General features: G+C 55.7%; 26 protein-coding genes and 2 tRNA genes. 25 read left to right on the top strand and 3 right to left on the bottom strand.

The genetic code is table 11. The features are described 5' to 3' along the window. Nucleotides 1-41: 41 nt before the first annotated feature. The gene (xseA, locus tag QLQ17_RS10485; protein WP_283209529.1) at nt 42-1,418 is read right to left on the bottom strand and encodes an exodeoxyribonuclease VII large subunit; all 1,377 of its coding nucleotides are present in this window, start codon (nt 1,416-1,418) and stop codon (nt 42-44) included. A gap of 221 nt (nt 1,419-1,639) precedes the next feature. Between xseA and guaB the strand changes: the two genes are divergently transcribed. The 8 genes from guaB to QLQ17_RS10445 all read left to right on the top strand — a co-directional run bounded on the left by guaB (nt 1,640) and on the right by QLQ17_RS10445 (nt 10,170). Then, nucleotides 1,640-3,103, top strand: a complete 1,464-nt coding sequence (guaB, locus tag QLQ17_RS10480) for an IMP dehydrogenase (RefSeq protein ID WP_283209528.1) — start codon at nt 1,640-1,642, stop codon at nt 3,101-3,103. Nucleotides 3,104-3,168: 65 nt separating this feature from the next. Then, on the top strand, nt 3,169-4,746 hold the full coding sequence (gene guaA, locus QLQ17_RS10475; RefSeq protein ID WP_283209527.1) for a glutamine-hydrolyzing GMP synthase: 1,578 nt from the start codon (nt 3,169-3,171) through the stop codon (nt 4,744-4,746). 172 nt (nt 4,747-4,918) lie between these two features. Beyond that, nucleotides 4,919-5,806, top strand: a complete 888-nt coding sequence (locus tag QLQ17_RS10470) for a hypothetical protein (RefSeq protein WP_283209526.1) — start codon at nt 4,919-4,921, stop codon at nt 5,804-5,806. A gap of 36 nt (nt 5,807-5,842) precedes the next feature. Next, complete coding sequence (locus QLQ17_RS10465) at nt 5,843-6,676, top strand: hypothetical protein (protein WP_283209525.1); 834 nt, start codon at nt 5,843-5,845, stop codon at nt 6,674-6,676. Nucleotides 6,677-6,838: 162 nt separating this feature from the next. Further along, nucleotides 6,839-7,360 carry a tRNA adenosine(34) deaminase TadA gene (tadA, locus tag QLQ17_RS10460; protein ID WP_283209524.1) on the top strand — a complete coding sequence of 174 codons (522 nt, stop codon included), beginning with the start codon at nt 6,839-6,841 and terminating at the stop codon, nt 7,358-7,360. A gap of 6 nt (nt 7,361-7,366) precedes the next feature. Beyond that, on the top strand, nt 7,367-8,353 hold the full coding sequence (gene galE / locus QLQ17_RS10455) for a UDP-glucose 4-epimerase GalE (RefSeq protein ID WP_283209523.1): 987 nt from the start codon (nt 7,367-7,369) through the stop codon (nt 8,351-8,353). A gap of 55 nt (nt 8,354-8,408) precedes the next feature. Beyond that, complete coding sequence (locus QLQ17_RS10450) at nt 8,409-9,752, top strand: UDP-glucose dehydrogenase family protein (protein WP_283209522.1); 1,344 nt, start codon at nt 8,409-8,411, stop codon at nt 9,750-9,752. A 1-nt stretch (nt 9,753) separates the two neighbouring features. After that, nucleotides 9,754-10,170 (top strand): HIT domain-containing protein, encoded by a 417-nt coding sequence (locus QLQ17_RS10445; RefSeq protein ID WP_283209521.1) that lies wholly within the window; start codon nt 9,754-9,756, stop codon nt 10,168-10,170. Between the two features lie 2 nt (nt 10,171-10,172). On the opposite strand, the gene fabR is transcribed toward QLQ17_RS10445, so the two are convergent. Next, nucleotides 10,173-10,790, bottom strand: a complete 618-nt coding sequence (fabR, locus tag QLQ17_RS10440; protein WP_283209520.1) for an HTH-type transcriptional repressor FabR — start codon at nt 10,788-10,790, stop codon at nt 10,173-10,175. Between the two features lie 178 nt (nt 10,791-10,968). Here fabR and aspS point away from each other — a divergent pair, with 178 nt between their 5' ends. The 15 genes from aspS (at nt 10,969) to nadA (ending at nt 22,852) form a co-directional block, all read left to right on the top strand. Further along, nucleotides 10,969-12,774, top strand: coding sequence for an aspartate--tRNA ligase (aspS, locus tag QLQ17_RS10435; RefSeq protein WP_283209519.1), 1,806 nt, complete (start codon nt 10,969-10,971; stop codon nt 12,772-12,774). A gap of 78 nt (nt 12,775-12,852) precedes the next feature. Then, nucleotides 12,853-13,596, top strand: coding sequence for a YebC/PmpR family DNA-binding transcriptional regulator (locus tag QLQ17_RS10430; protein ID WP_283209518.1), 744 nt, complete (start codon nt 12,853-12,855; stop codon nt 13,594-13,596). Then, nucleotides 13,593-14,120 (top strand): crossover junction endodeoxyribonuclease RuvC, encoded by a 528-nt coding sequence (gene ruvC, locus QLQ17_RS10425; RefSeq protein ID WP_283209517.1) that lies wholly within the window; start codon nt 13,593-13,595, stop codon nt 14,118-14,120. Before QLQ17_RS10430 ends, ruvC begins: the two co-directional genes overlap by 4 nt. A 31-nt stretch (nt 14,121-14,151) precedes the next feature. Next, nucleotides 14,152-14,784 (top strand): Holliday junction branch migration protein RuvA, encoded by a 633-nt coding sequence (gene ruvA / locus QLQ17_RS10420; protein ID WP_283209516.1) that lies wholly within the window; start codon nt 14,152-14,154, stop codon nt 14,782-14,784. Nucleotides 14,785-14,913: 129 nt separating this feature from the next. Next, complete coding sequence (gene ruvB / locus QLQ17_RS10415) at nt 14,914-15,945, top strand: Holliday junction branch migration DNA helicase RuvB (protein ID WP_283209515.1); 1,032 nt, start codon at nt 14,914-14,916, stop codon at nt 15,943-15,945. Continuing rightward, nucleotides 15,938-16,369, top strand: a complete 432-nt coding sequence (locus QLQ17_RS10410; RefSeq protein WP_283209514.1) for a YbgC/FadM family acyl-CoA thioesterase — start codon at nt 15,938-15,940, stop codon at nt 16,367-16,369. Before ruvB ends, QLQ17_RS10410 begins: the two co-directional genes overlap by 8 nt. 39 nt (nt 16,370-16,408) lie before the next feature. Next, nucleotides 16,409-17,092 carry a protein TolQ gene (gene tolQ, locus QLQ17_RS10405; RefSeq protein ID WP_283209513.1) on the top strand — a complete coding sequence of 228 codons (684 nt, stop codon included), beginning with the start codon at nt 16,409-16,411 and terminating at the stop codon, nt 17,090-17,092. Nucleotides 17,093-17,113: 21 nt separating this feature from the next. Beyond that, nucleotides 17,114-17,563 carry a protein TolR gene (gene tolR, locus QLQ17_RS10400; protein WP_283209512.1) on the top strand — a complete coding sequence of 150 codons (450 nt, stop codon included), beginning with the start codon at nt 17,114-17,116 and terminating at the stop codon, nt 17,561-17,563. A gap of 18 nt (nt 17,564-17,581) precedes the next feature. Continuing rightward, nucleotides 17,582-18,607 carry a cell envelope integrity protein TolA gene (tolA, locus tag QLQ17_RS10395; protein ID WP_283209511.1) on the top strand — a complete coding sequence of 342 codons (1,026 nt, stop codon included), beginning with the start codon at nt 17,582-17,584 and terminating at the stop codon, nt 18,605-18,607. A gap of 15 nt (nt 18,608-18,622) precedes the next feature. Next, complete coding sequence (gene tolB / locus QLQ17_RS10390; protein ID WP_283209510.1) at nt 18,623-19,939, top strand: Tol-Pal system beta propeller repeat protein TolB; 1,317 nt, start codon at nt 18,623-18,625, stop codon at nt 19,937-19,939. Between the two features lie 34 nt (nt 19,940-19,973). After that, nucleotides 19,974-20,558 (top strand): peptidoglycan-associated lipoprotein Pal, encoded by a 585-nt coding sequence (gene pal, locus QLQ17_RS10385; protein WP_283209509.1) that lies wholly within the window; start codon nt 19,974-19,976, stop codon nt 20,556-20,558. 12 nt (nt 20,559-20,570) lie between these two features. Then, the gene (gene ybgF, locus QLQ17_RS10380; protein ID WP_283209508.1) at nt 20,571-21,296 is read left to right on the top strand and encodes a tol-pal system protein YbgF; all 726 of its coding nucleotides are present in this window, start codon (nt 20,571-20,573) and stop codon (nt 21,294-21,296) included. Between the two features lie 83 nt (nt 21,297-21,379). Then, nucleotides 21,380-21,455: transfer RNA gene (locus QLQ17_RS10375), tRNA-Lys, on the top strand. 48 nt (nt 21,456-21,503) lie between these two features. Continuing rightward, a tRNA-Lys gene (locus QLQ17_RS10370) sits at nt 21,504-21,579 on the top strand. 211 nt (nt 21,580-21,790) lie between these two features. Further along, entirely contained in the window at nt 21,791-22,852 is a 1,062-nt protein-coding gene (nadA, locus tag QLQ17_RS10365) for a quinolinate synthase NadA (RefSeq protein ID WP_283209507.1), read from the top strand. Nucleotides 22,853-22,856: 4 nt separating this feature from the next. Here nadA and QLQ17_RS10360 read toward each other — a convergent pair whose 3' ends face one another. Next, on the bottom strand, nt 22,857-24,350 hold the full coding sequence (locus QLQ17_RS10360) for a M48 family metalloprotease (protein ID WP_283209506.1): 1,494 nt from the start codon (nt 24,348-24,350) through the stop codon (nt 22,857-22,859). 101 nt (nt 24,351-24,451) lie between these two features. Between QLQ17_RS10360 and QLQ17_RS10355 the strand changes: the two genes are divergently transcribed. Then, a complete protein-coding gene (locus tag QLQ17_RS10355; protein ID WP_283209505.1) occupies nt 24,452-24,679 on the top strand; it encodes a sulfurtransferase TusA family protein in 228 nt (75 codons plus the stop codon). A 30-nt stretch (nt 24,680-24,709) separates the two neighbouring features. Next, nucleotides 24,710-25,789 carry an AI-2E family transporter gene (locus tag QLQ17_RS10350; RefSeq protein WP_283209504.1) on the top strand — a complete coding sequence of 360 codons (1,080 nt, stop codon included), beginning with the start codon at nt 24,710-24,712 and terminating at the stop codon, nt 25,787-25,789. The last annotated feature ends 50 nt before the right edge of the window (nt 25,790-25,839 follow it).

The following is a 25,839-nucleotide window of genomic DNA, read 5'->3' as shown; positions in this document are numbered from 1 at the left end:
AACTTTAGGCGGTTTAAAATTTCGGACTACTAGACAATCGGCTAAGTATCGGGGTTCGTCTGGGTATCGGTAACGGTCGCCAGAATACGGCCACTGGCGACTCTGGCAGTCACCTTGTCTCCCGGGGCCAGATTGGTCGCCTGACGCACTATCTGGCCGGCGCTGTCTTCAACGATGGCATACCCACGGCCAAGAGTGGCCAGCGGGCTCACTACGTTCAGAGTCTGCGCCAGGTGTTCCAGAGTGCTTTTGCGGCTTTCCAGGTTTTGAACCGTTAATCTGGACAGGCGCTCACTTAACCTTGTGAGCGTTTTCTTGCTTTCATTCAGTCGTTGCGAAGGTGATTGCAGCGACAGCCTCTGACCGAGATGTTCTGAACGCGTGTGCTGGCGATTCATGGTTTGACGGATGGCCTGGCCCAGCCGCACATCCAGCTCGTCCATGCGTTGCGCTTTTTCCATTAATTCCCGTCGAGGGTCTTTCAGGCGCGAGCTCAAATGCCGTAGTAATGTCTCGAATCTTGAAAGAGCGCGTCGAGCAGCGCCTGCCAGGCGTATTTCTCGTTCTTCGAGCCGCCGGATCCATTGGCTCTGATCCGGTGAGAGCTTTTCCGCGGCTGCCGAGGGAGTCGGCGCCCGAAGGTCGGCGACGAAATCAGCAATCGTCACGTCTACTTCGTGGCCCACCGCGCTGACGGTCGGAATCGGCGAAGCGGCGATGGCCCTCGCCACTGCCTCTTCATTGAAGCACCAGAGATCCTCCAGAGAACCACCGCCGCGCCCGATAATAAGCACGTCTGCTGCGCCATGGCGATTGGCCGTTTCGATGGCTTTGACGATGTCATTGGTGGCCGCCTTTCCTTGTACCGCCGTTGGGTAGAGGGTGACCGGAATGGAGGGGCAGCGTCTTGCAAGCACGGTCAGAATATCGTGAATCGCCGCGCCGGTTGGGGACGTTATGACGCCGATGTGGCGGGGCACGTCAGGCAGCGGCTTCTTGCGCGCTGTATCGAACAAACCTTCCTGCTGCAGGCGCGCTTTGAGGGCCTCAAATGCCTGTTGAAGTGCGCCGGTGCCCGCAGGTTCAAGCTGTTCAACGATGATCTGGAAGTCGCCTCGGTTTTCATAAAGCGTCACTTTGCCGCGAATGCGTACCTGATCGCCTTCTTTGGGAATCTGCCGAACTCGCTGGTTAAAGCCACGGAACATTGCGCAGCGCACCTGGCACTTCTTGTCTTTGAGTGAAAAGTACCAGTGACCGGAAGAGGGGCGCGACAGGCTCGATAGTTCGCCTTCCACCCAGACCTGAAGAAAGCTCACTTCCAGCAGGTGTTTGGCCTGATGGTTAAGCTCGCTCACGGTAAGCGCGGCGGAGGCTGGCCCCCCGGTGGTTTCGGTCGAGAAAGCTCTGGTATTCAAAATCGCTCCAGGTCACTGTCGATTTGTCGTATAGGGGAATGCCGATAGGTTGGCAAAAGTAACCGAATTTCAAAAAGATGCAAGCAGGTGCTGTTAAATGCCCGGTTTACTGTCCATCACCGCGCATTTATAATAGATCGATTAAGGATTTTGCTTTGCCGCACGGGTTTCGGTGCGGCTTCGGAATCTTCCAATCTAGCATGTTCAAAAGGCGGATCCCAATGCTGCGAATTGCCGAAGAAGCCCTCACGTTTGACGATGTTCTGCTGGTTCCTGGACGCTCGGAAGTGCTGCCGCACGAGGTCGATCTCCAGACCTGGCTGACCAAAGACATCAAGTTGAACATTCCTCTGTTGTCGTCAGCGATGGACACGGTGACTGAAGCCGAGCTGGCCATTGCCATGGCTCAGGAAGGCGGCATCGGCATCATGCATAAGAGTATGTCGCCAGAGCAACAGGCGGCAGCGGTTCGCAAAGTGAAGAAATACGAAAGCGGAGTGGTGAAAGACCCGATTACTGTTTCGCCAAACACGACCGTTCGAGAGCTGGTCGACATCACCATGGCGAACAACATTTCCGGACTGCCAGTTGTGGATGGTCGGGACCTGGTTGGCATCGTCACTGGCCGGGATATTCGCTTTGAAAGCCGCATGGACACGCCGGTCAGCGAAATCATGACGGGTAAGGATCGGCTGGTCACGGTGAAAGAAGGCGCTGACCTTGAAGACGTCAAAGAGCTTCTGCATCGCAACCGGATCGAGAAAGTTCTGGTGGTGAACGACAATTTCCAACTGCGCGGCCTGATTACCGTCAAGGACATTCAGAAAGCGAAAGACTACCCACTGGCTTGTAAAGACGATCAGGGTCGTCTGAGAGTGGGCGCCGCCGTGAGTACCGGCGGTGACACCGAGGCGCGAGTGGTTGCGTTGGTCGAAGCCGGTGTCGATGTCATTGTCGTGGATACCGCGCATGGCCACTCCAAAGGCGTCATTGACCGTGTTCGCTGGATCAAGGAAACCTATCCGGATGTGCAGGTGATCGGCGGCAACATTGCCACCTCCCAGGCGGCACTGGATCTTGCTGATGCTGGCGCAGACGCTGTGAAAGTCGGCATTGGCCCCGGATCCATCTGTACCACTCGCATTGTGGCAGGCATTGGCGTACCTCAGATTTCTGCCGTGTCGAACGTTGCCGCTGCACTGAAGGATCGCGGCGTTCCGGTGATTGCGGATGGTGGCATTCGCTTCTCTGGCGACATTTCAAAAGCCATTGCTGCCGGCGCCTACAGCGTGATGATCGGCAGCTTGTTGGCAGGCACGGATGAGGCGCCAGGCGAGGTTGAGCTGTTCCAGGGTCGCAGCTACAAGGCGTATCGTGGCATGGGTTCCATTGGTGCGATGGGCCAGGGTTCTGGTGATCGCTACTTCCAGGACGCCAGCAAGGGTATCGAAAAACTGGTTCCCGAGGGGATTGAAGGCCGGGTGGCCTGTAAGGGCCCGATGCGTAACATTGTCCATCAGTTGATGGGTGGCCTACGAGCCTCCATGGGCTATACCGGCAGCGCCAACATGGAAGAGATGCGCACCAAGCCGGAGTTTGTGCGCATCACCAATGCGGGCATGAGAGAGAGCCACGTTCACGACGTGACCATCACCAAAGAAGCCCCCAACTACCGAGTTGGCTAATCGATGTTTGACGAGCGCGGCCCGCATCCCGGGTCGCGCTTTTTTCTTTCTGATCTGAGGAATTCATGGCTCACGACATTCACGACCACCGCATTCTGATTCTCGATTTTGGCTCCCAATACACCCAGCTGATTGCGCGCCGGGTTCGTGAAATAGGCGTCTATTGTGAAATCAGGGCGTTTGATATCACGAAAGAAGAGCTGGATGAGTTTGCCCCAAAGGGGATCATCCTTGCCGGTGGTCCGGAATCTGTGACCGAGCTTGGCGGCCCCAGGGCGCCAGAGGGGCTGTTTGAACGCGGTATTCCGGTCCTAGGGATCTGCTACGGCATGCAAACCATGGCCGAGCAGCTTGGCGGACGCGTTGCCAGTTCCGAGAAGCGTGAGTTTGGCTATGCGCAGGTCAAGGTGAGGGCAGACGGGCCCTTGCTGAAGGACATCACCGATCACCTGACGGCAACCGGTGATTCGCTGCTGGATGTATGGATGAGCCACGGCGACAAAGTGGTCGGCATGCCTGAGGGCTTTGAACTGCTGGCTTCCACTGAAAGTGCGCCGATCGCCGCAATGCAGGATGTCAGTCGGAATCTCTACGGGGTGCAATTTCACCCGGAAGTGACCCACACCCTCCAGGGAAAACGCATTCTGGAACACTTCATTCTGAACATCTCCGGTTGTGAAGCGCTCTGGACACCGGCAAAAATCGTAGACGATGCCGTTCAGCAAATCCGCGATCAAGTAGGTAACGACAAGGTTCTGCTCGGCCTGTCAGGCGGAGTAGACAGTTCTGTAACAGCCGCGTTGCTGCACAAAGCCATCGGCGATCAACTGACTTGTGTGTTTGTGGATAATGGCCTGCTGCGCCTTCACGAGGGCGACCAGGTAATGGACATGTTCGCCAGCAACATGGGCGTAAAAGTGATTCGCGTGGACGCCGAGGACCTGTTCCTGTCCAAGCTCAAAGGCGTGGATGACCCGGAAGCCAAGCGCAAAATCATTGGCAACACCTTCATTGACGTGTTCGACAGTGAAGCGGCCACCATCACCGACGTGAACTGGCTGGCGCAGGGCACCATCTATCCGGACGTGATTGAATCCGCCGCTTCCAAAACCGGCAAGGCCCATGTTATCAAGAGCCACCACAACGTTGGCGGCTTGCCGGAAACGATGAAGATGAAGCTTGTGGAGCCCCTCAGGGAACTCTTCAAGGATGAGGTTCGTCGTATCGGTCTGGAGCTGGGCCTCCCTTACGACATGGTCTACCGCCATCCGTTCCCGGGACCTGGCCTTGGCGTTCGCATCCTCGGCGAGGTGAAAAAGGAATACGCGGATATTCTCCGCCGTGCGGATGCCATCTTTCTGGAAGAGCTGCACAGGGCAGACTTCTACCACAAAACCAGCCAGGCTTTTGCCGTGTTCCTGCCGGTAAAATCGGTGGGCGTGGTTGGCGATGCCCGTCGTTACGAGTACGTGGTGGCATTGCGGGCTGTGGAAACCATCGATTTCATGACCGCGCGTTGGGCGCACTTGCCTTACGATCTGCTGGAGACCGTTTCGAACCGGATCATCAATGAAATCGAAGGGGTCTCGCGGGTGACGTATGACGTGTCCTCCAAGCCTCCCGCGACCATCGAGTGGGAGTGATCGCTCTGGGTTAGATACACCCTCATTCAAAAGCTGCCGAAAAACGTGTCGTTCTGTTTGACTCTTTTGTCCCTCTAACTAATTTGTAAGGTAAGAGGAAGGGTGCTCAGCCGGCGTTGCCGGGCTGAGCACGTCTCTTTCAGAGAGGGTGGATCAAACCAAGGAGTTAACAATGCAACTACTCAAAATCGTGCCTTTTTTTAAAGTATTTTTGCTATCACTGACACTGACCCTTGTCGGCTGCGGAGGCGGCAGTAGCGGTGGCGGCGGAGGTGGCAGCGGAAGTGAAGGGGCCACGTTCAGTGGGAATACCAGTCCAGCTGAAATCGACCAGGATAACGCGGAAGATATCGGCCTGGCTGCGGGCGAGTCTGTCGATAAGGCCAGTGCGTCTGGCGGTTTGCCCTCATCGCCATTAGGTGTCCGGGTCTCCGGGCCAATAGATATGGACGAACTGAACGATATTGTTCTTCAGACGGGGCAGCAATTGTCCATGCCGTCCGGCGTATTGGTTGAAGATGTCTGTAGCAGTGGTACAGCCGACGTTTCCGGCCTCTCCAACGCTAGCAGAACTACAATAACCTACAATAACTGCGTACTGGACGGTACAGCAGTGACCGTGGATGGAAGCGCAGTAATCGAGTACGAAAACGTGAATGATCCGACTGCCGGGTTCTCGATCACCTACAACAATTTCACCGTCACCGACCCGAATTCCGGCACCCAGACAATCAACGCGGTGCTTGTTTGCTCAGATACTGGTTGCACCTATAATTCGGATTTCGTTGGTCAGGATGGTGTTACGCATCGAGTGACTGACTTCTCGGTTACCGGTGACAGGGACAATGGTTTCAACGGCAGTGCCACCTTTTTCCATGGCACACACGGCAGCGTCACCATCACGATCAGCAATTTGACCTATGGTAGTTGCGGAACCGTGCCAGATAGTGGCTCGATCAGTTTTTCCGGCACTAACGGCACCTCAGGCACTATAAATTTCAACGGTGACTGCACCGTGACAGGTACCTGGAATAATGGCACCACTTCAGGCAGTTTCTGACGCGTGATGCTTGCCTCAAGTTTACCAGCGCGGGCGATGCCCGCACTGGTAAACCTCCCCATAAAACGTGCTCCCTTGCTTCCACGGTTTACGCTCTTGTTGGCGCTGATCTTCTGCGCGTCAGGGGTTCGTGCCGAATATCAGATTTCCGTGAATCTCGAAGGATTGTACTTTGACTATCAGGAAGCGGGTGATTCCGGTTCGCTAAACCAGGAATCCGGATGGCTTCCGGGGTTAAGCCTGAACGTGAATAAGAAATTGGGGTCCTATACTTTTGGTATGGACGCCGGATTGTATTCGGGCAGTGTCGATTACGAGGGGCAAACCCAGGGTGGGGCTGACCTGCGAACCGAGACAGAACAACAGATTTACCGAATCGCCGCGCATTTTAAGTGGCAACCCTCAGGCACTGATTACGGGCTCTATACAAGGCTGGGATACTGGCAATGGAGACGGGATATTCAACCTACCGCGGCTTCCACCGGCCTGTTTGAAATCTACCAGTGGCAATTCCTTGAAGCCGGCCTGAGCGCGACTCTCTGGCATTCAGGCAGGCGCAGACTGTCTTTGGACATTGGCTATGCTCATATCTACGATGCCGAACTCGACGTTGATTTACGTCCTTTTGGTTTCGGGCAGCCTAACTTGACTCTTGGGGACGCCAGTCACGGGGTGATCTCCCGTTTGAGCTATCTGATGCCCCTGGATGCCAATGGCCATCTACAGCTTGCCTTCACCCATCGATATTGGAACCTAAAGCAAAGCAAACCCGAAACGGTGAGCAATGGGACAACGATTCTGAATGTAAAAGAGCCCGAGAGCGAGGCCAATCATATTTCCCTCAAATTGAGTTACGTCTACTTTTTCTAAGGAGATAGGCCGGCCGTATGCCACCCGCCAATTGCGCACTTATAATGCGAACGGTCTTGCACAAGTGGTATATTCACGGTTTTCAGGGCGCTGGATCCATCGAGATCTTTTTCAGATCCTTCCATGGCTCTTCCCGGGCATTCCAACCTCAGGAGTGAAACAGTGGCGCAGGTGCCAGATCAGGCTGATGACAATGCCGATCACTATTGGATGAACAGGGCGCTGGGTCTTGCGGGTTTGGCCAGACAGGCAGGAGAGGTGCCGGTTGGTGCGGTACTGACTCTGGACGGCCGAGAGATAGGTGCCGGTTTCAATGCCCCTATTTCCGGATGTGACCCTACAGCCCATGCAGAACTGAGAGCCATCAGGGATGCGGCTGCCCGCGTAGGAAACTACCGACTGACTGGTGCTACACTCTACGTCACTCTCGAGCCGTGTACCATGTGCGTCGGCGCCATTGTGCACAGCAGGATCAGCCGGGTTGTCTATGGTGCCCCAGAACCCAAAGCAGGCGCGGTGGATTCGGTAAGGGCATCGTTTCAGGATGACCACCTCAATTGGCAGGTGGAAGCCTCAGGAGGGGTTCTGGCCGAGCAATGCAGTGCCATAATCAGCGATTTTTTTTCGGCCCGGCGGGCGGAGATTCGCCGACGCAGGCAGGATATAACAGGGAAGGAGCTTTAACCCGCGATGAAAGTACTTGTTACCGGTGGTGCAGGCTATATTGGTAGCCACGTTGTTCGGCAGCTTGGCGAAGCTGGCCATGAGGTGGTGGTATTCGATAATCTCTCAACCGGATACCGGTGGGCGGTTTCCTGTGGCGAACTGATCGTGGGAGATCTGGCCGACGAAGCTGCCATTACCGAGGTGTTCAACAGCCATCGCTTTGACGCCGTGCTGCATTTCGCCGCCAATATTGTGGTGCCCGAGTCCGTTGAAAACCCGCTTAAGTACTACAGCAACAACACCCGCAACACGCTCAATCTGCTCAAGGCGGTAGAAAAACACGCCGTGCCGTACATGGTGTTTTCATCCACAGCAGCTGTTTACGGCATGCCGGAGCAGACGGTGTTGACCGAAGACCTGCCTCTTGCACCGATCAACCCCTATGGTGCGTCCAAGATGATGAGCGAGCGGATGATCATGGATCTGGCGGCGGCGAGCTCACTTCATTATGTCATTTTGCGGTACTTCAATGTCGCTGGTGCCAATCCGGATGGGCTTCTGGGGCAGGCGACGCCCGAGGCAACCCACCTGATCAAGGTGGCGTGCGAATGCGTGACGGGCAAACGCGATGGTATGAAGGTGTTCGGCACCGACTATGATACCCGCGACGGTACCTGTATTCGTGACTATATCCATGTCGAAGACCTCGCAAAGGCTCATGTGATGGCGCTGGATTACATGGCCGGTGGCGGTGAGTCCCGGGTGCTCAACTGTGGCTACGGCCGTGGTTTCACCGTGCGGGAAGTTATCGACATGGTGAAACAGCAGGCTGGAAAAGACTTTCCCGTTTCGGAGACGGGGCGTCGGGCCGGCGACCCTGCGGCATTGATGGCCGACAATACCCTCATTAAAGACGTTCTGGGCTGGGAGCCGTCTTTTGATGATCTGAAGACCATTGTCTCAACCGCACTGGCCTGGGAAAAGATCTGGATGGAGAAGCAGGCACAGTAAGGGCCGGCTACCAATCACATATTTACACACTTTAGCGAGCAATCAGGATTTAAGAATGAAGATAACTATTTTTGGCACTGGCTACGTGGGTCTCGTCACAGGCGCTTGCCTGGCAGATGTTGGCCACCATGTTCTCTGTATGGACGTTGATCAGGCCAAAATTGATAAATTGAAGAACGGCCAGATTCCGATCTATGAGCCAGGTCTTGAATCCATCGTTAAACACACCGTTGAAGCGGGCCGTCTGTCTTTTTCAACCGACACCGAAGAAGCCGTCAAGCATGGCGTTCTGCAGTTCATTGCCGTGGGAACTCCCCCGGATGAAGATGGTTCCGCGGACCTTCAGTACGTAACGGCGGTAGCGCGTTCCATCGGCCAGCACATGGATGATTACAAGGTGATTGTGGACAAATCCACGGTGCCTGTCGGTACCGGCGACCGTGTGAAGGCGGCGGTGCGCGGCGAGCTAGACAAGCGCAACCTGGAGCTTGATTTTGATGTGGTCTCTAACCCGGAATTCCTGAAAGAGGGTGCGGCAGTTTCCGATTTCATGAAGCCGGATCGGATCATCATAGGCACCGACAGCGAGCGGGCGATGGAATTGCTGCACGAGGTCTATTACCCATTCAACCGCAGCCACGACCGGATGATTTTCATGGATATCCGGTCAGCGGAGCTGACTAAATACGCGGCCAACTCCATGCTGGCCACCAAGATCAGCTTTATGAATGAAATCGCTAACCTCGCCGAGCGTCTGGGGGCGGACATTGAAAACGTCCGTCGGGGTATCGGTTCTGATCCACGCATTGGCTATCACTTTATTTATCCGGGTTGCGGGTATGGTGGTTCGTGTTTTCCAAAAGATGTTCAAGCGCTTACCCGCACAGCGCGCGATTGTGAGTACGATGCTCGCCTGCTGAACGCGGTAGAAGCCGTAAACAACGCCCAGAAATTCGTGCTGTTCGACAAGATCAGCCATTTCTTCAACGGTGATCTGAATGGCAAGGTCGTTGCTATTTGGGGGTTGGCGTTCAAGCCAAACACTGACGACATGCGTGAAGCCTCTTCTAGAACCCTGATGCAGCAGTTGTGGAAAGCGGGCGCGTCGGTTCAGGCGTTTGATCCGGAAGCCATGGAAGAAACCCAGCGCATCTTTGGCGACCAGCCAGGCCTGACCCTTTGTGGGACAAAAGAACAGGCCATGAAAGGAGCGGATGTGCTCGCAATTTGCACCGAATGGAAAGAATTCCGCTCGCCGGATTTCGAGGCCATTGCAGCTGCGCTGAGCGCGAAGGCTGTGTTTGATGGACGGAATCTGTACGAACCGGAAATGGTTGAACGCCATGGTATGACTTATTACGCCATCGGCCGTGGCCAAAACCAGTTCCACGGAAACTGATATGAGTGAATTCGTTCTTCATGACAAGCTGGCAGCGGATACCATTTCGCTCGGTCAGAGCCGCCTTTGCGAGGTGCGACTGATGAACGATTCCCATTTTCCCTGGGTGCTTCTGGTGCCCAGGGTATCCTCCGTTCGTGAAATCTACGAATTGTCCAAAGAACAGCAGCATCGGCTGACCGAGGAATCGTCACTGCTGGGTGAGGGCATGATGAAGGCGTTCGGCGGCGATAAATTCAATGTGGCCGCTTTGGGCAACATGGTGCCGCAGCTGCACGTTCATCACATCGTGAGATTTGAAGGGGATGATGCCTGGCCGGGCCCTGTCTGGGGGAAGGTCGCGCCCGTTCCTTATGAAGATAACGAGCTTGAAGCTATTAAAGCTCGCCTGGCGCCGATCATTGAATCACTAAAGTAGGATTACGCGCCTCTATCTGCAAGGGTGCGCGAGCCGATCAGGATAATTCTCAATTCTGTTTTCAGCTTTTGTTTCAGCTCTTCCTTCTGGGCGTTGGTCGCATCCAGCGCTTCTGCACCCTGATTGAACACCAGGGTGACCATCGCTTCCGCAATCAGCCGGGATTGATAAATAGGGCGCTGGCGCTCTTCGGCGATGCGTCTCAAATCCGCTTCCAACTCCGTTACAAAGTGGTCAATTTCCGCTTTGATCGCAGTGCGGAAAGGTTTGGACACTCCCGTGCTTTCCCGCAGCATCAGGCGGAAAAGGTTCGAGTTATTCCCCAGGTATTCCATGAAGGTGTCAACGGACGTACTGATGGCGCTGCCATCCCGTGCAATCCGCTTGCGGGCCTGCCGCATCAGCTGTCTTAAAGCCACGCCGCCTTCATCCACCAGGGCCAGGCCCAGTTCATCCAGTTCTGCAAAGTGGCGGTAAAAAGACGTTGGTGCGATACCGGCTTCCCGGGCTACCTCGCGCAGACTGAGACTGCCAAAACCACGATCCGCGCTTAGTTGCGCCAGTGCGGCGTCCATGAGGGCGCGTCGGGTTCGTAGTTTTTGCTCGGCTCTGGATGACACGGTGTTACTCCCAAGGCTATCGAAGCGCCACATTCTAGCGGCCAATCCGTTAACCGTCATCCACGTTGAGCCAGTGTTGAGTCAAGGGTGCATATCGGTCTTCGGATGCCTGATTTTCACGTTCATTGTGTTTATAATGGCGCACTTTTCGTACACATCAGATACAACGGGAACCGGTATGCGCAGTCATTATTGCGGTGGGATCAACGAATCCCACATTGATCAGGAAGTCACACTATGCGGTTGGGTGCATCGCCGCCGCGATCATGGCGGGGTCATCTTTCTGGATCTTCGCGACCGGGATGGCATGTCCCAGGTAGTGATTGACCCTGATACGCCCGAGAGCTTTGCGCTGGCCGAAAAGGTTCGCAGTGAATTCGTCGTTCAGGTCACTGGCCGTGTTCGCCGCCGCCCGGCGGGCACCGAGAACGCCAACATGCCAACAGGCCAGGTTGAGGTATTGGGCAAGCAGGTTGCTATTCTGAACGCAGCCGCAACGCCTCCTTTCCCATTGGATGAGCATGTGGACGTGGGCGAAGACGTTCGCCTGAAATACCGGTTCATAGACCTGCGCCGCCCGGAAATGATCAACCGTCTGCGTTTCCGTTCGCGTGTGACCAGCTACGTTCGCAATTTTCTGGACAGCAATGGTTTCATGGACGTGGAAACGCCAATCCTCACCAGGGCAACGCCGGAAGGTGCCCGGGATTATCTGGTGCCAAGCCGTACTCATGAGGGTTCCTTTTTTGCGCTGCCCCAGTCTCCTCAGCTGTTCAAGCAGCTGCTGATGGTGTCTGGCGTTGATCGCTATTATCAGATCGCCAAGTGTTTCCGTGATGAAGACCTGCGCGCAGACCGTCAGCCTGAGTTCACCCAGATCGATATCGAGGCCTCGTTTGTAGACGAGGAGTCCCTGATGTCTCTGACTGAGGACATGACCCGCGCCCTGTTCAAAGACGTATTGGAAGTGGATCTGCCTGAATTCCCGCGCATGCCCTATGCCGAAGCCATGCAGCGTTACGGCAGCGATAAACCGGATTTGCGGATTCCTCTGGAACTGATCGATGTGGGCGATCTGGTCAGCGGTGTGGATTTCAAGGTCTTCGCTGGCCCGGCCAATGATCCGAAAGGTCGTGTGGCAGCTCTGCGTGTGCCCAAAGGCGGAGAGCTGACCCGCAAGCAAATTGATGACTACACCAAGTTTGTGGGCATCTACGGTGCCAAAGGTCTGGCGTACATCAAGGTCAATGACGTTTCGAAGGGCGTTGAAGGCCTGCAGTCACCAATCATCAAGTTCCTGGGCGACGACGTTGCGCAGGCTGTGATTGAGCGGGTAGCGGCAGAAGACGGAGACATCGTGTTCTTTGGTGCTGACAAGACCAACGTGGTGAACGAAGCCCTGGGTGCGTTGCGTATCAAGGTTGGCCACGATCTGGATATGCTGACCTCTGAGTGGGCGCCGCTCTGGGTTGTGGACTTCCCGATGTTTGAAGAAACTCCGGACGGTGGCCTGACGGCCATTCACCACCCGTTTACGGCGCCTTCCTGTTCGCCAGAAGAGTTGGAGTCTTCGCCAGCCACCGCGCTTTCCCGGGCCTATGATATGGTTTTGAACGGAACCGAGCTGGGCGGTGGTTCCATCCGTATTCACGACACCGATACCCAGGAAAGTGTGTTCCGCACCCTGGGCATCGACCATGAGGAGGCCCGCGAGAAGTTCGGCTTCCTGCTGGATGCTCTGAAGTACGGTTGTCCTCCCCACGGCGGGCTGGCATTTGGTCTGGACCGGTTGATCATGCTGATGACCGGCGCAGGCTCCATTCGGGACGTGATTGCTTTCCCGAAAACCCAAAGCGCGACCTGTCTGATGACTCAGGCGCCGGGCGAAGTGGATGACAAGCAATTACGCGAGCTGCACATCCGTCGTCGTAAGCCCGTTGCCAAAGCGACTGAGGGTGGTTCTGCAGAGACCGCCGGGGAATAATCTCTGAACGGGCGCCCGCAAGGGCGCCCACCTGTCTGAACTGCTTCTCTCAACCTTCCTGACCTCACGGAGTTGATCATGGCTGGACACAGTAAATGGGCCAATATCAAACACCGTAAAGCGGCGCAGGACGCCAAGCGCGGCAAGATTTTTACCAAAATTATCCGTGAAATTACGGTAGCAGCCCGCCTTGGGGGTGGTAATCCCGAAGACAATCCACGCCTGCGTGGCGTCATTGACAAGGCCCTGACCGCCAACATGAAGAAAGACACCATCGAACGGGCCATCGAGCGTGGCACGGGCGACGGTGACGACAGCAATTACGAAGAGCTGACTTATGAGGGCTACGGACCTCACGGCGTGGCTGTATTTGTTGACGTGCTGACAGACAACCGGAACCGAACCGTCGCCGAAGTGCGTCATGCCTTTAGTAAAATGGGCGGTAATCTCGGCACCGATGGCTCCGTGGCCTATCTTTTCAGCAAGCAGGGCGTGATCAGCTATGGCCCTGAATATGAGGAAGACACCTTGCTGGAGGCTGCGCTGGCCGCTGGTGCGGAAGATCTGGCGACCCTGAATGACGGCTCCTTTGAAATTGTCACCACCCCCGATCAGTTCCTGGACGTCAAAGAGTCCCTGGTCAAAGCAGGTTTGCCGCCAGACAATGCGGAAGTCACCATGGTGCCTTCGACAACGGTGCTGCTGGATGCCGAAACCGCCGAGCCCAATCTTAAATTGATTGATATGCTGGAAGATCTGGACGATGTCCAGAACGTTTATACCAACGCAGACATCCCAGCGGAGGTCATGGAAGCGCTGTGACCATCATTATGGGCGTGGATCCGGGGTCCAGAATTACCGGCTACGGTATTATCCGGGCGGACGGTCGGAACATCGAGTACCTCGACAGCGGCTGCATCCGCGTTGGAGAGAAGCCCATGGCCCAGCGTCTGCAGACCATATTCCACAGTCTTGCCACATTGATTGGCGAGTACCGGCCAGAAGAATTTGCCATTGAGCAGGTCTTCATGGCCCGCAACCCTGATTCTGCCCTGAAATTGGGGCAGGCGCGGGGCGCTGCTATCGTCAGCGCTGCCAACAGTGGTCTTGAGGTGAATGAATACTCTGCCCGGCAGGTCAAGCAAGCGGTCGTGGGCAAGGGTGGCGCCGATAAGTCCCAGGTCCAACACATGGTGCAGGTTTTGTTGGCGCTGTCCCGAAAGCCCCAGGCGGATGCCGCCGACGCGTTGGCCATCGCATTGTGTCACGCTCACATGAGCCAGAGTGTGACCCGGCTGGCGGGTAGTGGTGGCAAGGTCCGTAGTGGCAGGGTACGCCGCCATTAGCGAACATGAATAATAAACAGGGAGAGCCCCGGTGATTGGTCGAATAAGAGGCATACTGGTGGAAAAAACACCGGGCCAGGCGTTGGTAGAGTGCGCCGGACTGGGCTACGAGGTGGACATCCCTTACACCACCTTTTTCAATTTGCCAGAACCTGGCGACGAAGTGGTTCTTCATACCCATTTTGCGGTCCGCGAAGACCACCAGAGCCTGTTTGGTTTTACCGCTAGATTTGATCGGGATCTGTTTCGGCAGCTGATCAAAGTAAACGGTGTGGGGCCAAAACTGGCAGTCGGTATCCTGTCGGGCCTGGATGCCAATCAGTTTATTCGCTGTGTCGAGGCCAGGGATGTCAATGCCCTGGTAAAACTGCCCGGTGTTGGTAAAAAGACCGCCGAAAGACTGCTGATTGAAATGGCTGACAGGATCAATCAGCTGGAAGGGCAGTTTGTTCCCTCATCTGCCAGTGAGGGCGCTGCGGATGTTTCGCCCGCCAGGGCCAGCCAGTCTGCACACGATCCAGTGGAAGAGGCGGAAGCGGCGCTGATCTCCCTGGGCTACAAACCCCAGGAGGCGGCCAAGGCCATCAGCAAGGTTTCGGAAGATGGCATGTCCAGCCAGGAATTGATACGCCTGGCGCTGCGCGCGATGATACCGGCCAGTTGAATCGGTTTCTGGCGTCCAATGTGTATAGAGCGTAACGTGACAGCAATCCGGGCGTTTGTAGAATTGCGATATGATAAGGCTCGGGCCGTTACACAGATTTGCGATTGATGTTTGCCAACGAGTGAAAACATGATTGAGTCGGATCGCCTGATCACAGCGCAGGCAGGGCAGTATGAAGAGGTTCAGGACAGGGCCATCCGGCCAGGCGTGCTTGCGGATTATGTGGGCCAGCCTGCGGTTCGGGAGCAGATGGACATCTTTATTTCGGCGGCTCGCGGCCGGGACGAGGCGCTGGACCATGTCCTGATCTTTGGCCCTCCCGGCCTTGGCAAAACAACCCTGGCTAATATCATCGCCAACGAAATGGGCGTCTCCATCAAAACCACGTCGGGGCCGGTGCTTGAGAAGGCCGGTGATCTCGCGGCCATGCTAACGAACCTCGAAGAAGGCGATGTGCTGTTTATCGACGAGATTCATCGTCTGAGCGCGGCGGTTGAAGAGGTTCTGTATCCGGCCATGGAAGACTATCAGCTGGATATCATGATCGGTGAAGGGCCGGCGGCCCGTTCCATCAAGCTGGATCTTCCTCCGTTTACGCTGGTTGGCGCCACCACTCGAGCAGGGCTGTTGACCTCACCCTTACGAGATCGTTTTGGCATTGTTCAACGGCTTGAGTTCTACAACACTCAGGACCTGACCAGCATCATCCTGCGTTCCGCGCGCCTCTCTTCTGTTGAGATCGATCAGGCCGGTGCCTTCGAAATCGCCCGACGTTCCCGTGGCACCCCCCGAATTGCCAATCGTTTATTGAGAAGGGTTCGGGACTTTGCCGAAGTAAAGTCCGACGGCTGCATCACTGAATCCATCGCCGATCAGGCTTTGAATATGCTGAAAGTGGACGCTCAGGGTTTCGATCACATGGATCGAAGGTTGCTGCTGGCAATGATCGAGAAGTTTGATGGCGGGCCGGTTGGTGTAGAAAGCCTTGCCGCTGCGATCAGCGAGGAGCGGGGAACCATTGAAGACGTACTGGAGCCCTTCCTGATTCAGCAGGGTTACATGGTCCGAACGCCCCGGGGACGGATGGTAACCTCCAACGCCTATCAGCACTTCGGTGTCACCCCGTCTGCTCATCAGGAGCGGGAGGATCTCTTTGACTGAGTCCGTCCCAGAACATTTTTCGCTGCCCATCCGGGTGTATATCGAAGATACGGACGCCGGCGGCATCGTTTTTCATGCCAAGTATTTGCATTTTATGGAGCGGGCCCGGACAGAGTGGGTGCGAAGCCATGGCGTGGGCTTGCGGGATGGGCTTGGTGACAATATCAGTTACGTGGTACAGAAACTGTCTATTCACTACAGCCTGCCTGCCAGGCTGGATGATCAGCTACTGGTAACCGCAGAGCCGACGGATTACGGTCGGGTGTGGATGAATTTCCGGCAGCGGGTACTCCGGGCGTCTGACCACAAAGAACTGGCAGCGGCGGACGTGCGGGTGGCCTGCATTGAGCTGGATTCGGGAAAACCGCGGCGCCTGCCGCCCGCGATGGCAGACGTGCTGGAACATAGCCACAGAACGGCTTGACCACGGAACTTTACAGGTTTTATTAACGAGGAGTTAAAGGTGGAGTCAGAAGTATCGGTCTGGTATCTCATTGCGAACGCCGGTGTACTGGTACAGCTGGTCATGCTGTTGCTGGCCCTGGCATCGGTTGTCTCCTGGGCACTGATCTTCCAGCGTTACCAGGTCATGAATAAGGCCAGGAAGTCACAGTACGCTTTCGAAGAACGGTTCTGGTCAGGGATGGATCTTGGCAAGCTCTATCGCGATGTGACGGAGAATCCGACGCCCTTTTCTGGCATGGAATCGGTGTTTCGGGCCGGCTTCAAGGAATTCTCTCGTCTGCGACAGCAAAGCCGGGATGCGGATGCGGTGATGGAAGGTAGCCAGAGAGCCATGCGAGTGGCTTTTTCCAGAGAGCAGGAAAGGCTGGAAGCCCATCTGCCGTTTCTTGCAACGGTAGGTTCAACAAGCCCTTATATCGGTCTGTTCGGCACCGTGTGGGGCATCATGAACTCGTTTCGTGGTCTTGCCCAGGTGCAGCAAGCAACCCTGGCAACCGTAGCGCCGGGTATTTCAGAGGCGTTGATTGCAACAGCAATGGGCCTGTTTGCGGCGATTCCTGCCGTGATTGCCTATAACCGCTTTTCTGCCATGTCTGATGCGTTACTCAAAAATTATGAGACGTTTGCAGAGGAGTTCTCCAGCATACTGCATCGGCGTGTTCACAACTCTGATGACAACTGATCTGACCAAAGGCGATTTGCTATGAAAGGCATGGGAATGATGCCGCCGCGCCAGCGGAAGCCGATGTCGGAGATCAACGTGGTTCCGTACATCGACGTAATGCTCGTGCTACTGGTTATTTTCATGGTGACCGCGCCCATGCTGACCCAGGGCGTGAAAGTGAACCTACCGGAAACCACCTCTGATCCGATTCAATCGGACAAGAACGTCGAGTCCATTGTAGTGTCCGTTGACAGCAATGGCGCTTACTTCATGGACGTGGGCGATGAATCCAGCGATCCCATGACGTTGGAGGCCGTTGGTTCGCGGGTGTCCAAGATTCTCTCCCAGCGCACCGATCGTGAGGTGCTGGTTCGTGGAGATGAAAACGTCGGTTATGGCGTTGTAGTGCGGCTGATGGCGAGATTGCAGGCTGCCGGCGCATCCAATGTGGGATTGATCACCGAAGCTCCGGTTGGCGATGAGCAATAACGGGGCAGGTGGTTTGTTGTGATTGGTCACGAACGGGACAAAGGTGACGAGGCCCAGGCGCCCTGGAAATCGCCAGTTGTACTGTCGGTTTTCCTGCACAGCCTGATCCTGGTCGTTGCTCTGGCGGGATGGTCGTGGACCAATCCTATTAAAGAGCCGCCGCCTCCCAGTATTTCTGCCCGGCTGGTGACCCCGAATGATCCGGAACCCAGCCGGGTCGTCGACGAAGTAGACGAACCGGATAGAGACGAAGAGCGCCAGAAAGCTCAGGAAGAACAGCGCAAACGGGAGCAGGAAGCCGAACGCCTCCAGAAAGAGAAAGAGCGCCAGGAAGAAGCACGCCGGATCCAGCAGCAGAAAGAGCAGGAGCGTCAGCGTAAGGCCGAAGCGGAACGCAAACGGGAAGAACAGCGTCTGGCAGAGCAGCAGGCGGCTAAAGAGAAGGCCGAAGCCGAGGCGAAAGAACGGGCCCGCAAGAAAGCGGAAGAGCAGCGTCGCAAAGAAGAAGCTGCCCGCAAAGCCGCTGAAGAGAAACGCCGTGCCGAAGAGGAGCGGCGGAGACAGGAAGCTGAGCGTAAAGAGCGCGAAGAGCAGGAGCGGCTGGAAGCGGAACGCAAACGCAAAGAGCGGGAACGTCAGCTGAGGGAGTCGCAGTTGGAGGCCTTGGCTGAACAGGCGGCGCAGGAGCGTGAAGCCGAAGAACAACGTCGCAAAGAAGCCGCTGCAGCAAAAGCGAAGCAGGCGCGCATGCTCACTGAAAGCGAGAAGTACAAGGCGTTGATTCGTAAACAGCTAGAGCAGTCCTGGTATCCTCCTGGGTCCGCCACGAAAGAAATGGTGGTCACGCTTCAGATCGGATTGTTGCCGACCGGAGAACTAGCATCAGTAAAGGTAGTGTCCAGTAGTGGCAATACGGCATTTGATAACACCGCCGTAAGTGCGGCCACGTCCTTGGAACGTTATCCGGTACCGGATGACCGTGACGTTTTCGAAAAATACTTCCGGAAGTTCCAGATCGGGTTCAATCCAGAAAATGTGCGATAGCAATCAGGGGAAATGATGAGACAGGGCAAGCACACAGTAGGTCACCAATTCCCGCTTCTGATCACTGTAATTCTATCGCTGCTAGCGGCGCCGGTATCGAGTGATGAATTGCTGATCCGAATCACCAAGGGCGCCGATTCAGCCATCCCCATTTCGGTGGTGCCCTTTACGGAATCCGGTCAGATGCCTGCGGGGGAGAAAATCTCCACCATCGTCCGCAACGATCTGCAGATGAGCGGTGAGTTTGATCCATTGGCACCCGAGGAAATGCTCAGCCTGCCGTCCAAGGGGAGCGAGGTGTATTTCCGGGACTGGCGTCTTCTCGGTCAGCGTTACGTTCTGGTGGGTCAGGTGAGCAGCTCAGGCGATACCCTCCAGGCGCGTTACGAGCTTTACGACGTCAGCCAGGAAAAGCGCCTGGCCGGCGCCACTGCGTCTGCACCTAAATCGGCGGCACGAAGCCTGGCTCACCACATCAGTGATCGGGTGTACAAAGCCATCACGGGTGTGCAGGGTGCCTTTTCCACCAAGCTCGCCTACGTGACGCTTGAGCGCAGTGGGAACAAGTCGGTTTATCGGCTCCAGGTGAGCGACGTGGATGGCAAGCGGGCGCGAGTCCGGCTTGAAAGCGATGAGCCTATTTTGTCTCCTGCCTGGTCTCCGGACGCCAAAAAGCTGGCTTACGTATCGTTTGAAACGGGCAAACCCGCCGTTTACGTTCATGAGCTAGCCTCTGGCCAGCGCCAGCGGGTTGCCGATTTCCAGGGCCTGAACTCGGCGCCGGCCTGGTCAGACGATGGTCGGTCACTGCTTATGACACTGTCGAAGGATGGCAATGCGGAAATCTACCGGATGAACCTGGCCAATGGCGATTTGAAGCGTCTGACGAATCACTGGTCAATCGATACAGAACCAACGTATGACCACACCGGAAAGGGTTTCTTCTTTACATCTGACCGGTCTGGTGGCCCGCAGATCTATCACAAGAGCAGCGATAATGCCGAACCCAGGCGAATAACCTTTGGTAGCCGATACAATGCCAGGCCACGCCCTGATGCGACCGGTGACTTTGTTTACTATGTCCATCAGCGCGACCGGTCGTTTCACATTGCGCGGACCGATCTTGAATCAGGCGAGGAAACCGTCCTGACCCGTACGGAATCTGATGAATCTCCGAGCGTTTCTCCCAATGGAAGAATGCTGATCTATGCCACAAAGCAGGGAGAGGACAGTGTGTTAACGGTGATAGCCGCTGACGGTGGGGCGGCTTACAGCCTGCCGGCATCCAGTGGTGACGTCCGTGAACCGGCCTGGTCTCCAATTGTCCGATAATCGAACATAAAATAACCAACGAAAGGAAGATATGATGAAACTGACAGCAGCACAGAAAGCATTGGCACTGGCGTTTACTCTCGGCCTGATGGCCGGTTGTAGCAGCACTGGTGACACCATGGGCGAAGAAGATGGCATGACGACTTCCGGTGGTGAAACCTCCGGGCAGGAAAGCGGCAGCACCGTCTACGGAGGTGAAGATGGCAGCGGTATTTCCTCCTCAGAAATGACTGAAGAGCAGCGCCGGGAAGCGGAAGAGCGGGCCATGGAAGCCCAGGAACAGGCCATGCGCGAAATCACCACCTTCTACTTCGATTTCGATACCGCCGAAATCAAGCCGGAAGCACGTGATGTACTGGTCGCTCATGCGCGGTTCCTGCAAGCGAACCCTGGTCAGGACGTGCGTATCGAAGGCCACGCTGACGAGCGCGGTACCAAGGAATACAACCTGGCACTGGGCGAGCGTCGTGCCAACGCGGTACAGCGGTTCCTGGTGGTTAACGGCGCCGCACGCGGCCAGACCGAAACCGTCAGCTATGGTGAAGAGAAGCCGGCCGTCATGGGCTCCAGCGAAAGTGCCTGGTCCCAGAACCGCCGTGTTGAGCTGGTTTTTGAATAACAGGCAATCATCATGAGACACATCCTCATGGCGTCCATGCTGCTTCCGCTGGCCTTCTGGCCGGCGGCAGCCTGGTCGCAGTCATCGGGTTCTGGCAGCCAGGCCAATGCTGAGCTCTTCTACATGATTCAGCAACTGCAGACGGAAGTGCGTCAGCTGCGGGGCGAGGTAGAGGAGCAACGAAATCAGATCGACCGGCTGAACAGGCAAAGCCGCGATCGCTACATTGATTTGGATCAGCGTATTCTGAAGTTGTCCTCTGAACTGTCGGATCTCGACAAGCCTGCCGCGTCCGATCCGGTCACAGGCCAGGGTAGCGAGGCTGCGGTAGAGCAGCGTGAGTATCGTCAGCCGTCGGCGGAAGAGCGAAAGGAATACGAGGCGCTCCAAACCCTGATCCGCAAAGACAAGAAGTTCAATGAGGCGATCAACGGCCTGTATGACTTCATCGACAAGTACGAGGAAGGCGACCTGACGGTGAATGCCTATTACTGGCTAGGCGAGGTTTATCTGGCAGAGAACCAGCTTGAGCAGGCGAAACAGGCCTTTACCATCGTGGCGACGCGTTATGGCGACCATCGCAAGGCATCGGACGCCGTCTACAAGCTAGGTGTGACACTGGATCGCCTTGGTGAGACGGCAGAGGCAGCGCGTCGCATGGAAGCGGTGATCCGTAATTACCCGGATAGCAATGCGGCTTCGCTGGCGAAAACGTTCCTGGACGATAAAACCGGCTGACGGACAGCGGGAAAGAATGTCTGGAAACCTGTTCTCCGGGGGTTGATCGGCGCTCAAAAATCATTACTATATGCGCCTCGTTTGGGTCGTTAGCTCAGTTGGTAGAGCAGTTGGCTTTTAACCAATTGGTCGAAGGTTCGAATCCTTCACGACCCACCAAATTATAGAATGATGCGGTGGTTTCGTATTGTGTCATTCGCCAGTTATGGGTCGTTAGCTCAGTTGGTAGAGCAGTTGGCTTTTAACCAATTGGTCGAAGGTTCGAATCCTTCACGACCCACCAACGAAGAGAGCGACATCGCTCTCGATTAAAAGAGCCTGCGGGCTCTTTTTTTTTGCCTGAAAGATCATACATACACGGTAGGGAAACGTAAAAAAGGTTGGTGGCGCGGTATTTCAGGAACATAACCGTGTCATGAAACTTCGGGGCGAAATGATATACTCCGCCCCAAGCTGCCGTGCGAGAGGCAGTCAGACACCATCGAGACGCCGTAATGACAAGAGCCGAAGACCGAATTCTGGTTCAGGAGCATCTGGCACATCGTGCCGAGCCAAAGCCCCTGAGCGACAGTGAAAAAGCCGATCTGGAAGAGCGAATCCGCCACGCGCTCAAAGAACAGGACGCCGTGTTGGTCGCCCATTATTATACCGATCCGGACATTCAGCGCCTGGCGGAAGAGACCGGCGGCTGCGTGGCGGATTCTTTGGAAATGGCCAGGTTTGGCAACCAGCATCCTGCCTCGACGGTGGTGGTCGCTGGTGTGAAATTCATGGGTGAAACGGCCAAGATTCTGAATCCTGAGAAGCGTGTGCTCATGCCTACGCTGGAAGCGACCTGCTCGCTGGATATCGGGTGTCCTGCCGACGAGTTTTCTGATTTTTGCGATCAGCATCCTGATCGTACGGTGGTCGTGTACGCAAACACTTCTGCGGCGGTTAAAGCCAGAGCCGACTGGGTTGTTACTTCCAGTTGTGCTCAGGCAATTGTTGAGTCTCTGGACGCCAAGGGCGAGAAAATCCTTTGGGCGCCTGACAAACATCTGGGACATTACGTTCAGAAGACGACGGGTGCAGACATGCTTTTGTGGGATGGTTCCTGCATCGTCCATGAGGAGTTCAAGTACCGTGGTCTTGAAGACCTGAAGGCGCTATACCCGGACGCCGCCGTACTGGTTCACCCTGAATCACCTGACGCTGTCGTTGAAATGGCGGATGTGGTGGGGTCCACCTCGCAGTTGATTCATGCGGTGCAGACCTGGCCAAACGAGCAGTTTATCGTGGCCACAGACAATGGCATTTTCTACAAGATGCAGCAGCTTGCGCCCAACAAAACCTTGATTGAGGCGCCCACAGCGGGCAATGGCGCGACCTGTCGAAGCTGTGCCCATTGCCCCTGGATGGCAATGAACGGTCTCGAAAACCTGCTGCATGTGATTGAGAACGGCGATCAGGAAGTTCATGTCGATCCTGCGCTGCGTGACAAGGCCCTGAAGCCTCTGGAACGCATGCTGGCCTTCACGGCCAACATGAACCTCAAGGCTGCGGGCAACGCCTGATCGACTAGCCGCGGCGCTTCCGGGCTAATGCTGATGACACTTCTGACAGCCTCTCCGTAACGACTTGTCTGGTCGGTGTACCAGCCGGCAGCCTTTCCTGAGCCTGTCGAAGCTGTCTCACCGCCGCCTCAAGATCGCCAATCAAAATGTCGTATTCCGCTCTGGCACGATGGACACCGACGATGTTCCGTGCCATGCCTTCTGCTTCAGCGAGCTTCAACCACAAATGCTCTTGATTCGGTAACTCGCGGGTCAGCCGTCGAAGGTGGTCGACGGCACGCTCTGCGTTTCCGGCTTCTATTTCAATGACGGCTAACTGTTCACTGATCGGATAATTACCGGGGTTGCGGCTCAGGGCAGATTGCATCAGTTTGCGTGCAGCATCCAGTTGCCCCTGGTCTGCCAGAGCTTCTGCCAGGGTAACCTGATAGGTAATACGGTGCGGGTTTCTCTCCAGAAGACCCCGCAGATGTTTTTCTGCTTCCTTAGGTCGGTCGCTGCCAATCAAGGCCACCGCGAGTCCGTAAATGGCGGGGTCATTGTTTTTATCAGTGCCTGCCTGATCGAGGTAACTCTGAAACGTATCCACCGCGATACCGGCCGATCGCGAATACCGCACCTGAAGCCGTGCACGCACGAGATGGTATTCAGCCGAATCCGGAAATGCGCGTTCCGGGTATTGCTCCGCGCGAGAGCGGGTGTCGGACACGCGGCTCTGGGTTAATGGGTGGGTCGAAAGGTATTCCAGTGATTGATTTCCTTGCAGGCGGTTCTGACGCATCATGATCTCGAACATTTCTGGCATGCCGCGCGGGTCCATCCCGGAATTCGCCAGAATTTCCATGCCAACCCGGTCGGCTTCCTGCTCATGGCTGCGGCTATACGCCAGCATATTCTGAATGGCCATGGCCTGGGTGCCGGCAATGGCGGCAATACCAATATCGGATTGAGTCACGGCAGACAACACAATGCCGGCGACCATTCCGGCAATGGTCAGCGGCGCGCTGCGCTCTTGTTGCTCCATTCGCCGGGCAAAGTGTCTCTGGCTCAGGTGAGCCAGTTCGTGAGCCAGTACCGATGCAAACTGTTGCTCACTGTTGGCGTTCAGGAACAGGCCTCCGTTTACCCCAACAATGCTGCCGGGCACCGCGAATGCGTTGATCGCGGGGCTATCGATCAGAACCAGAGTGAGGTCTCGATTCTGTAACGGGGCCGATGGAACCAGCCGGTAGATAATGGCGCTGAGATAGTCGTAGACCAGTGGATCCTGAATCTGGCTGGCGGATCGGCGAATGGACATCATGACCTGGCGGCCAATTTCGCTTTCCTGCTGCTCGGAAATCAGGCCGCCACCCACGCCGCCAATGTTTGGTAACGGCGCCTCGCCGGACTGTCCCCAGGTGGGAAAAGCAGGTATTAATGCGCAGATCAGGCTCAGGCTAACAGCCCTGCAACAAGCCTGAATCGATGTTCTGATCTTGCCAAGTTGGTGAGTCATGTCCTAGCGAGGCCCGATGGTTTGATATGATGATGCATTAAATACGTCCGGGCGGCATAATGCCTGCGTTTCGTTTCACTTGAATTGGATGCCAGCTCAGTATGGCTGATCGTAAACTGGATGCCTCGGGGCTGCGATGTCCCATGCCGTTACTCAAGACCAAACTGGCACTCAACGGCATGGCCGCTGGTGAGTTGCTCGAGGTGGTCGCGACGGATGCCGGTTCTGAAAAAGACATTCCCGCGTATCTGTCGTTGACCCAGCACGAACTGGTCAGTTCCCGCGAAGAAAAAGGTCAGTTTACGTTTGTGATAAAGTGCGCCGGTTGAGCCCACGTTGGAAGTCCCTCGGAGTCATTGATGATTAAAATATTACGTGGTCTTGCCCACAAATACTTTTCAGATGAAGAAGCCGTCATACTTTTTCTGATTCTGGTGCTTGGCACGGTTTTCATCATCTTCTTCGGTGCCATGTTGGCACCGGCCATCGCAGCGGTCATTGTCGCCTTCATACTTCAGGGTCTTGTCGGGAAACTTAATCGGCTTGGCGTGCCGGAGATTGTGTCCATCATTGGTGTTTTTCTGGTCTTTCTGGGTGTATTGATCGGCTTCCTGTTCGGGCTGTTGCCGTTGCTCTGGGGGCAGGTGACGTCGCTGGCGGGTGAAGCGCCAAGAATTTTCCGTGAGATGCAGTCGTATCTTGAACTGTTGCCCCAGCAATATCCCACCCTGATTTCCATGGAAGGCGTTAACACCATCTACAATCAGGTAACGACAGAGGCGGGCCGTATCACCCAGTGGCTGGTGTCTTTTTCGCTTGAAAGCATCCCGGACCTGGTGGCGCTGCTGATCTACATGGTGTTGCTGCCAATACTGGTGTTTTTCTTTCTCAAGGATCGCAGGCAGTTGTTGGCCTCGATTGGTAAATTGCTGCCCAGCCAGCGCCCCATGATGGTCACGATCTGGAATGAAGTGAACCTTCAGTGTGCCAACTATGTTCGGGGTAAGGCTGTCGAGATTTTGATCGTGGGCGGCGTTACCTACGTCGCGTTCAAACTGATGGGCATGCCTTACGCTGCGCTTCTGTCATTGATGGTCGGCCTGAGCGTGGTGATTCCCTATATCGGCGCTGCCGTTGTCACCATTCCGGTCGCGATGATCGCGCTCTTCGCTTTTGGGTGGGGCAGTGAGTTTATCTGGATCATGGTGATCTACGGCATTATTCAGGCACTCGACGGCAACGTGCTGGTGCCATTGCTGTTCTCGGAAGTGAACAACCTTCACCCGGTTGCCATCATTGTTGCGGTGCTCTTCTTTGGCGGTATCTGGGGCCTGTGGGGTGTATTCTTTGCGATTCCGCTTGCTACCATGCTAAAAGCGGTCTTCTCAGCCTGGCCTGTGAACCGAAACCAGACACCGGTGAGGGCCGAAGCGCCTTAAGAGTCGGTAATTCTCTTGTGTCACTTCGTGCCCAACATTACCATATCGCT

Source organism: Marinobacter sp. CHS3-4, assembly GCF_030053415.1.
Taxonomy (GTDB): Bacteria; Pseudomonadota; Gammaproteobacteria; order Pseudomonadales; family Oleiphilaceae; genus Marinobacter.
This window is presented reverse-complemented; position numbering and strand designations above follow the sequence as displayed.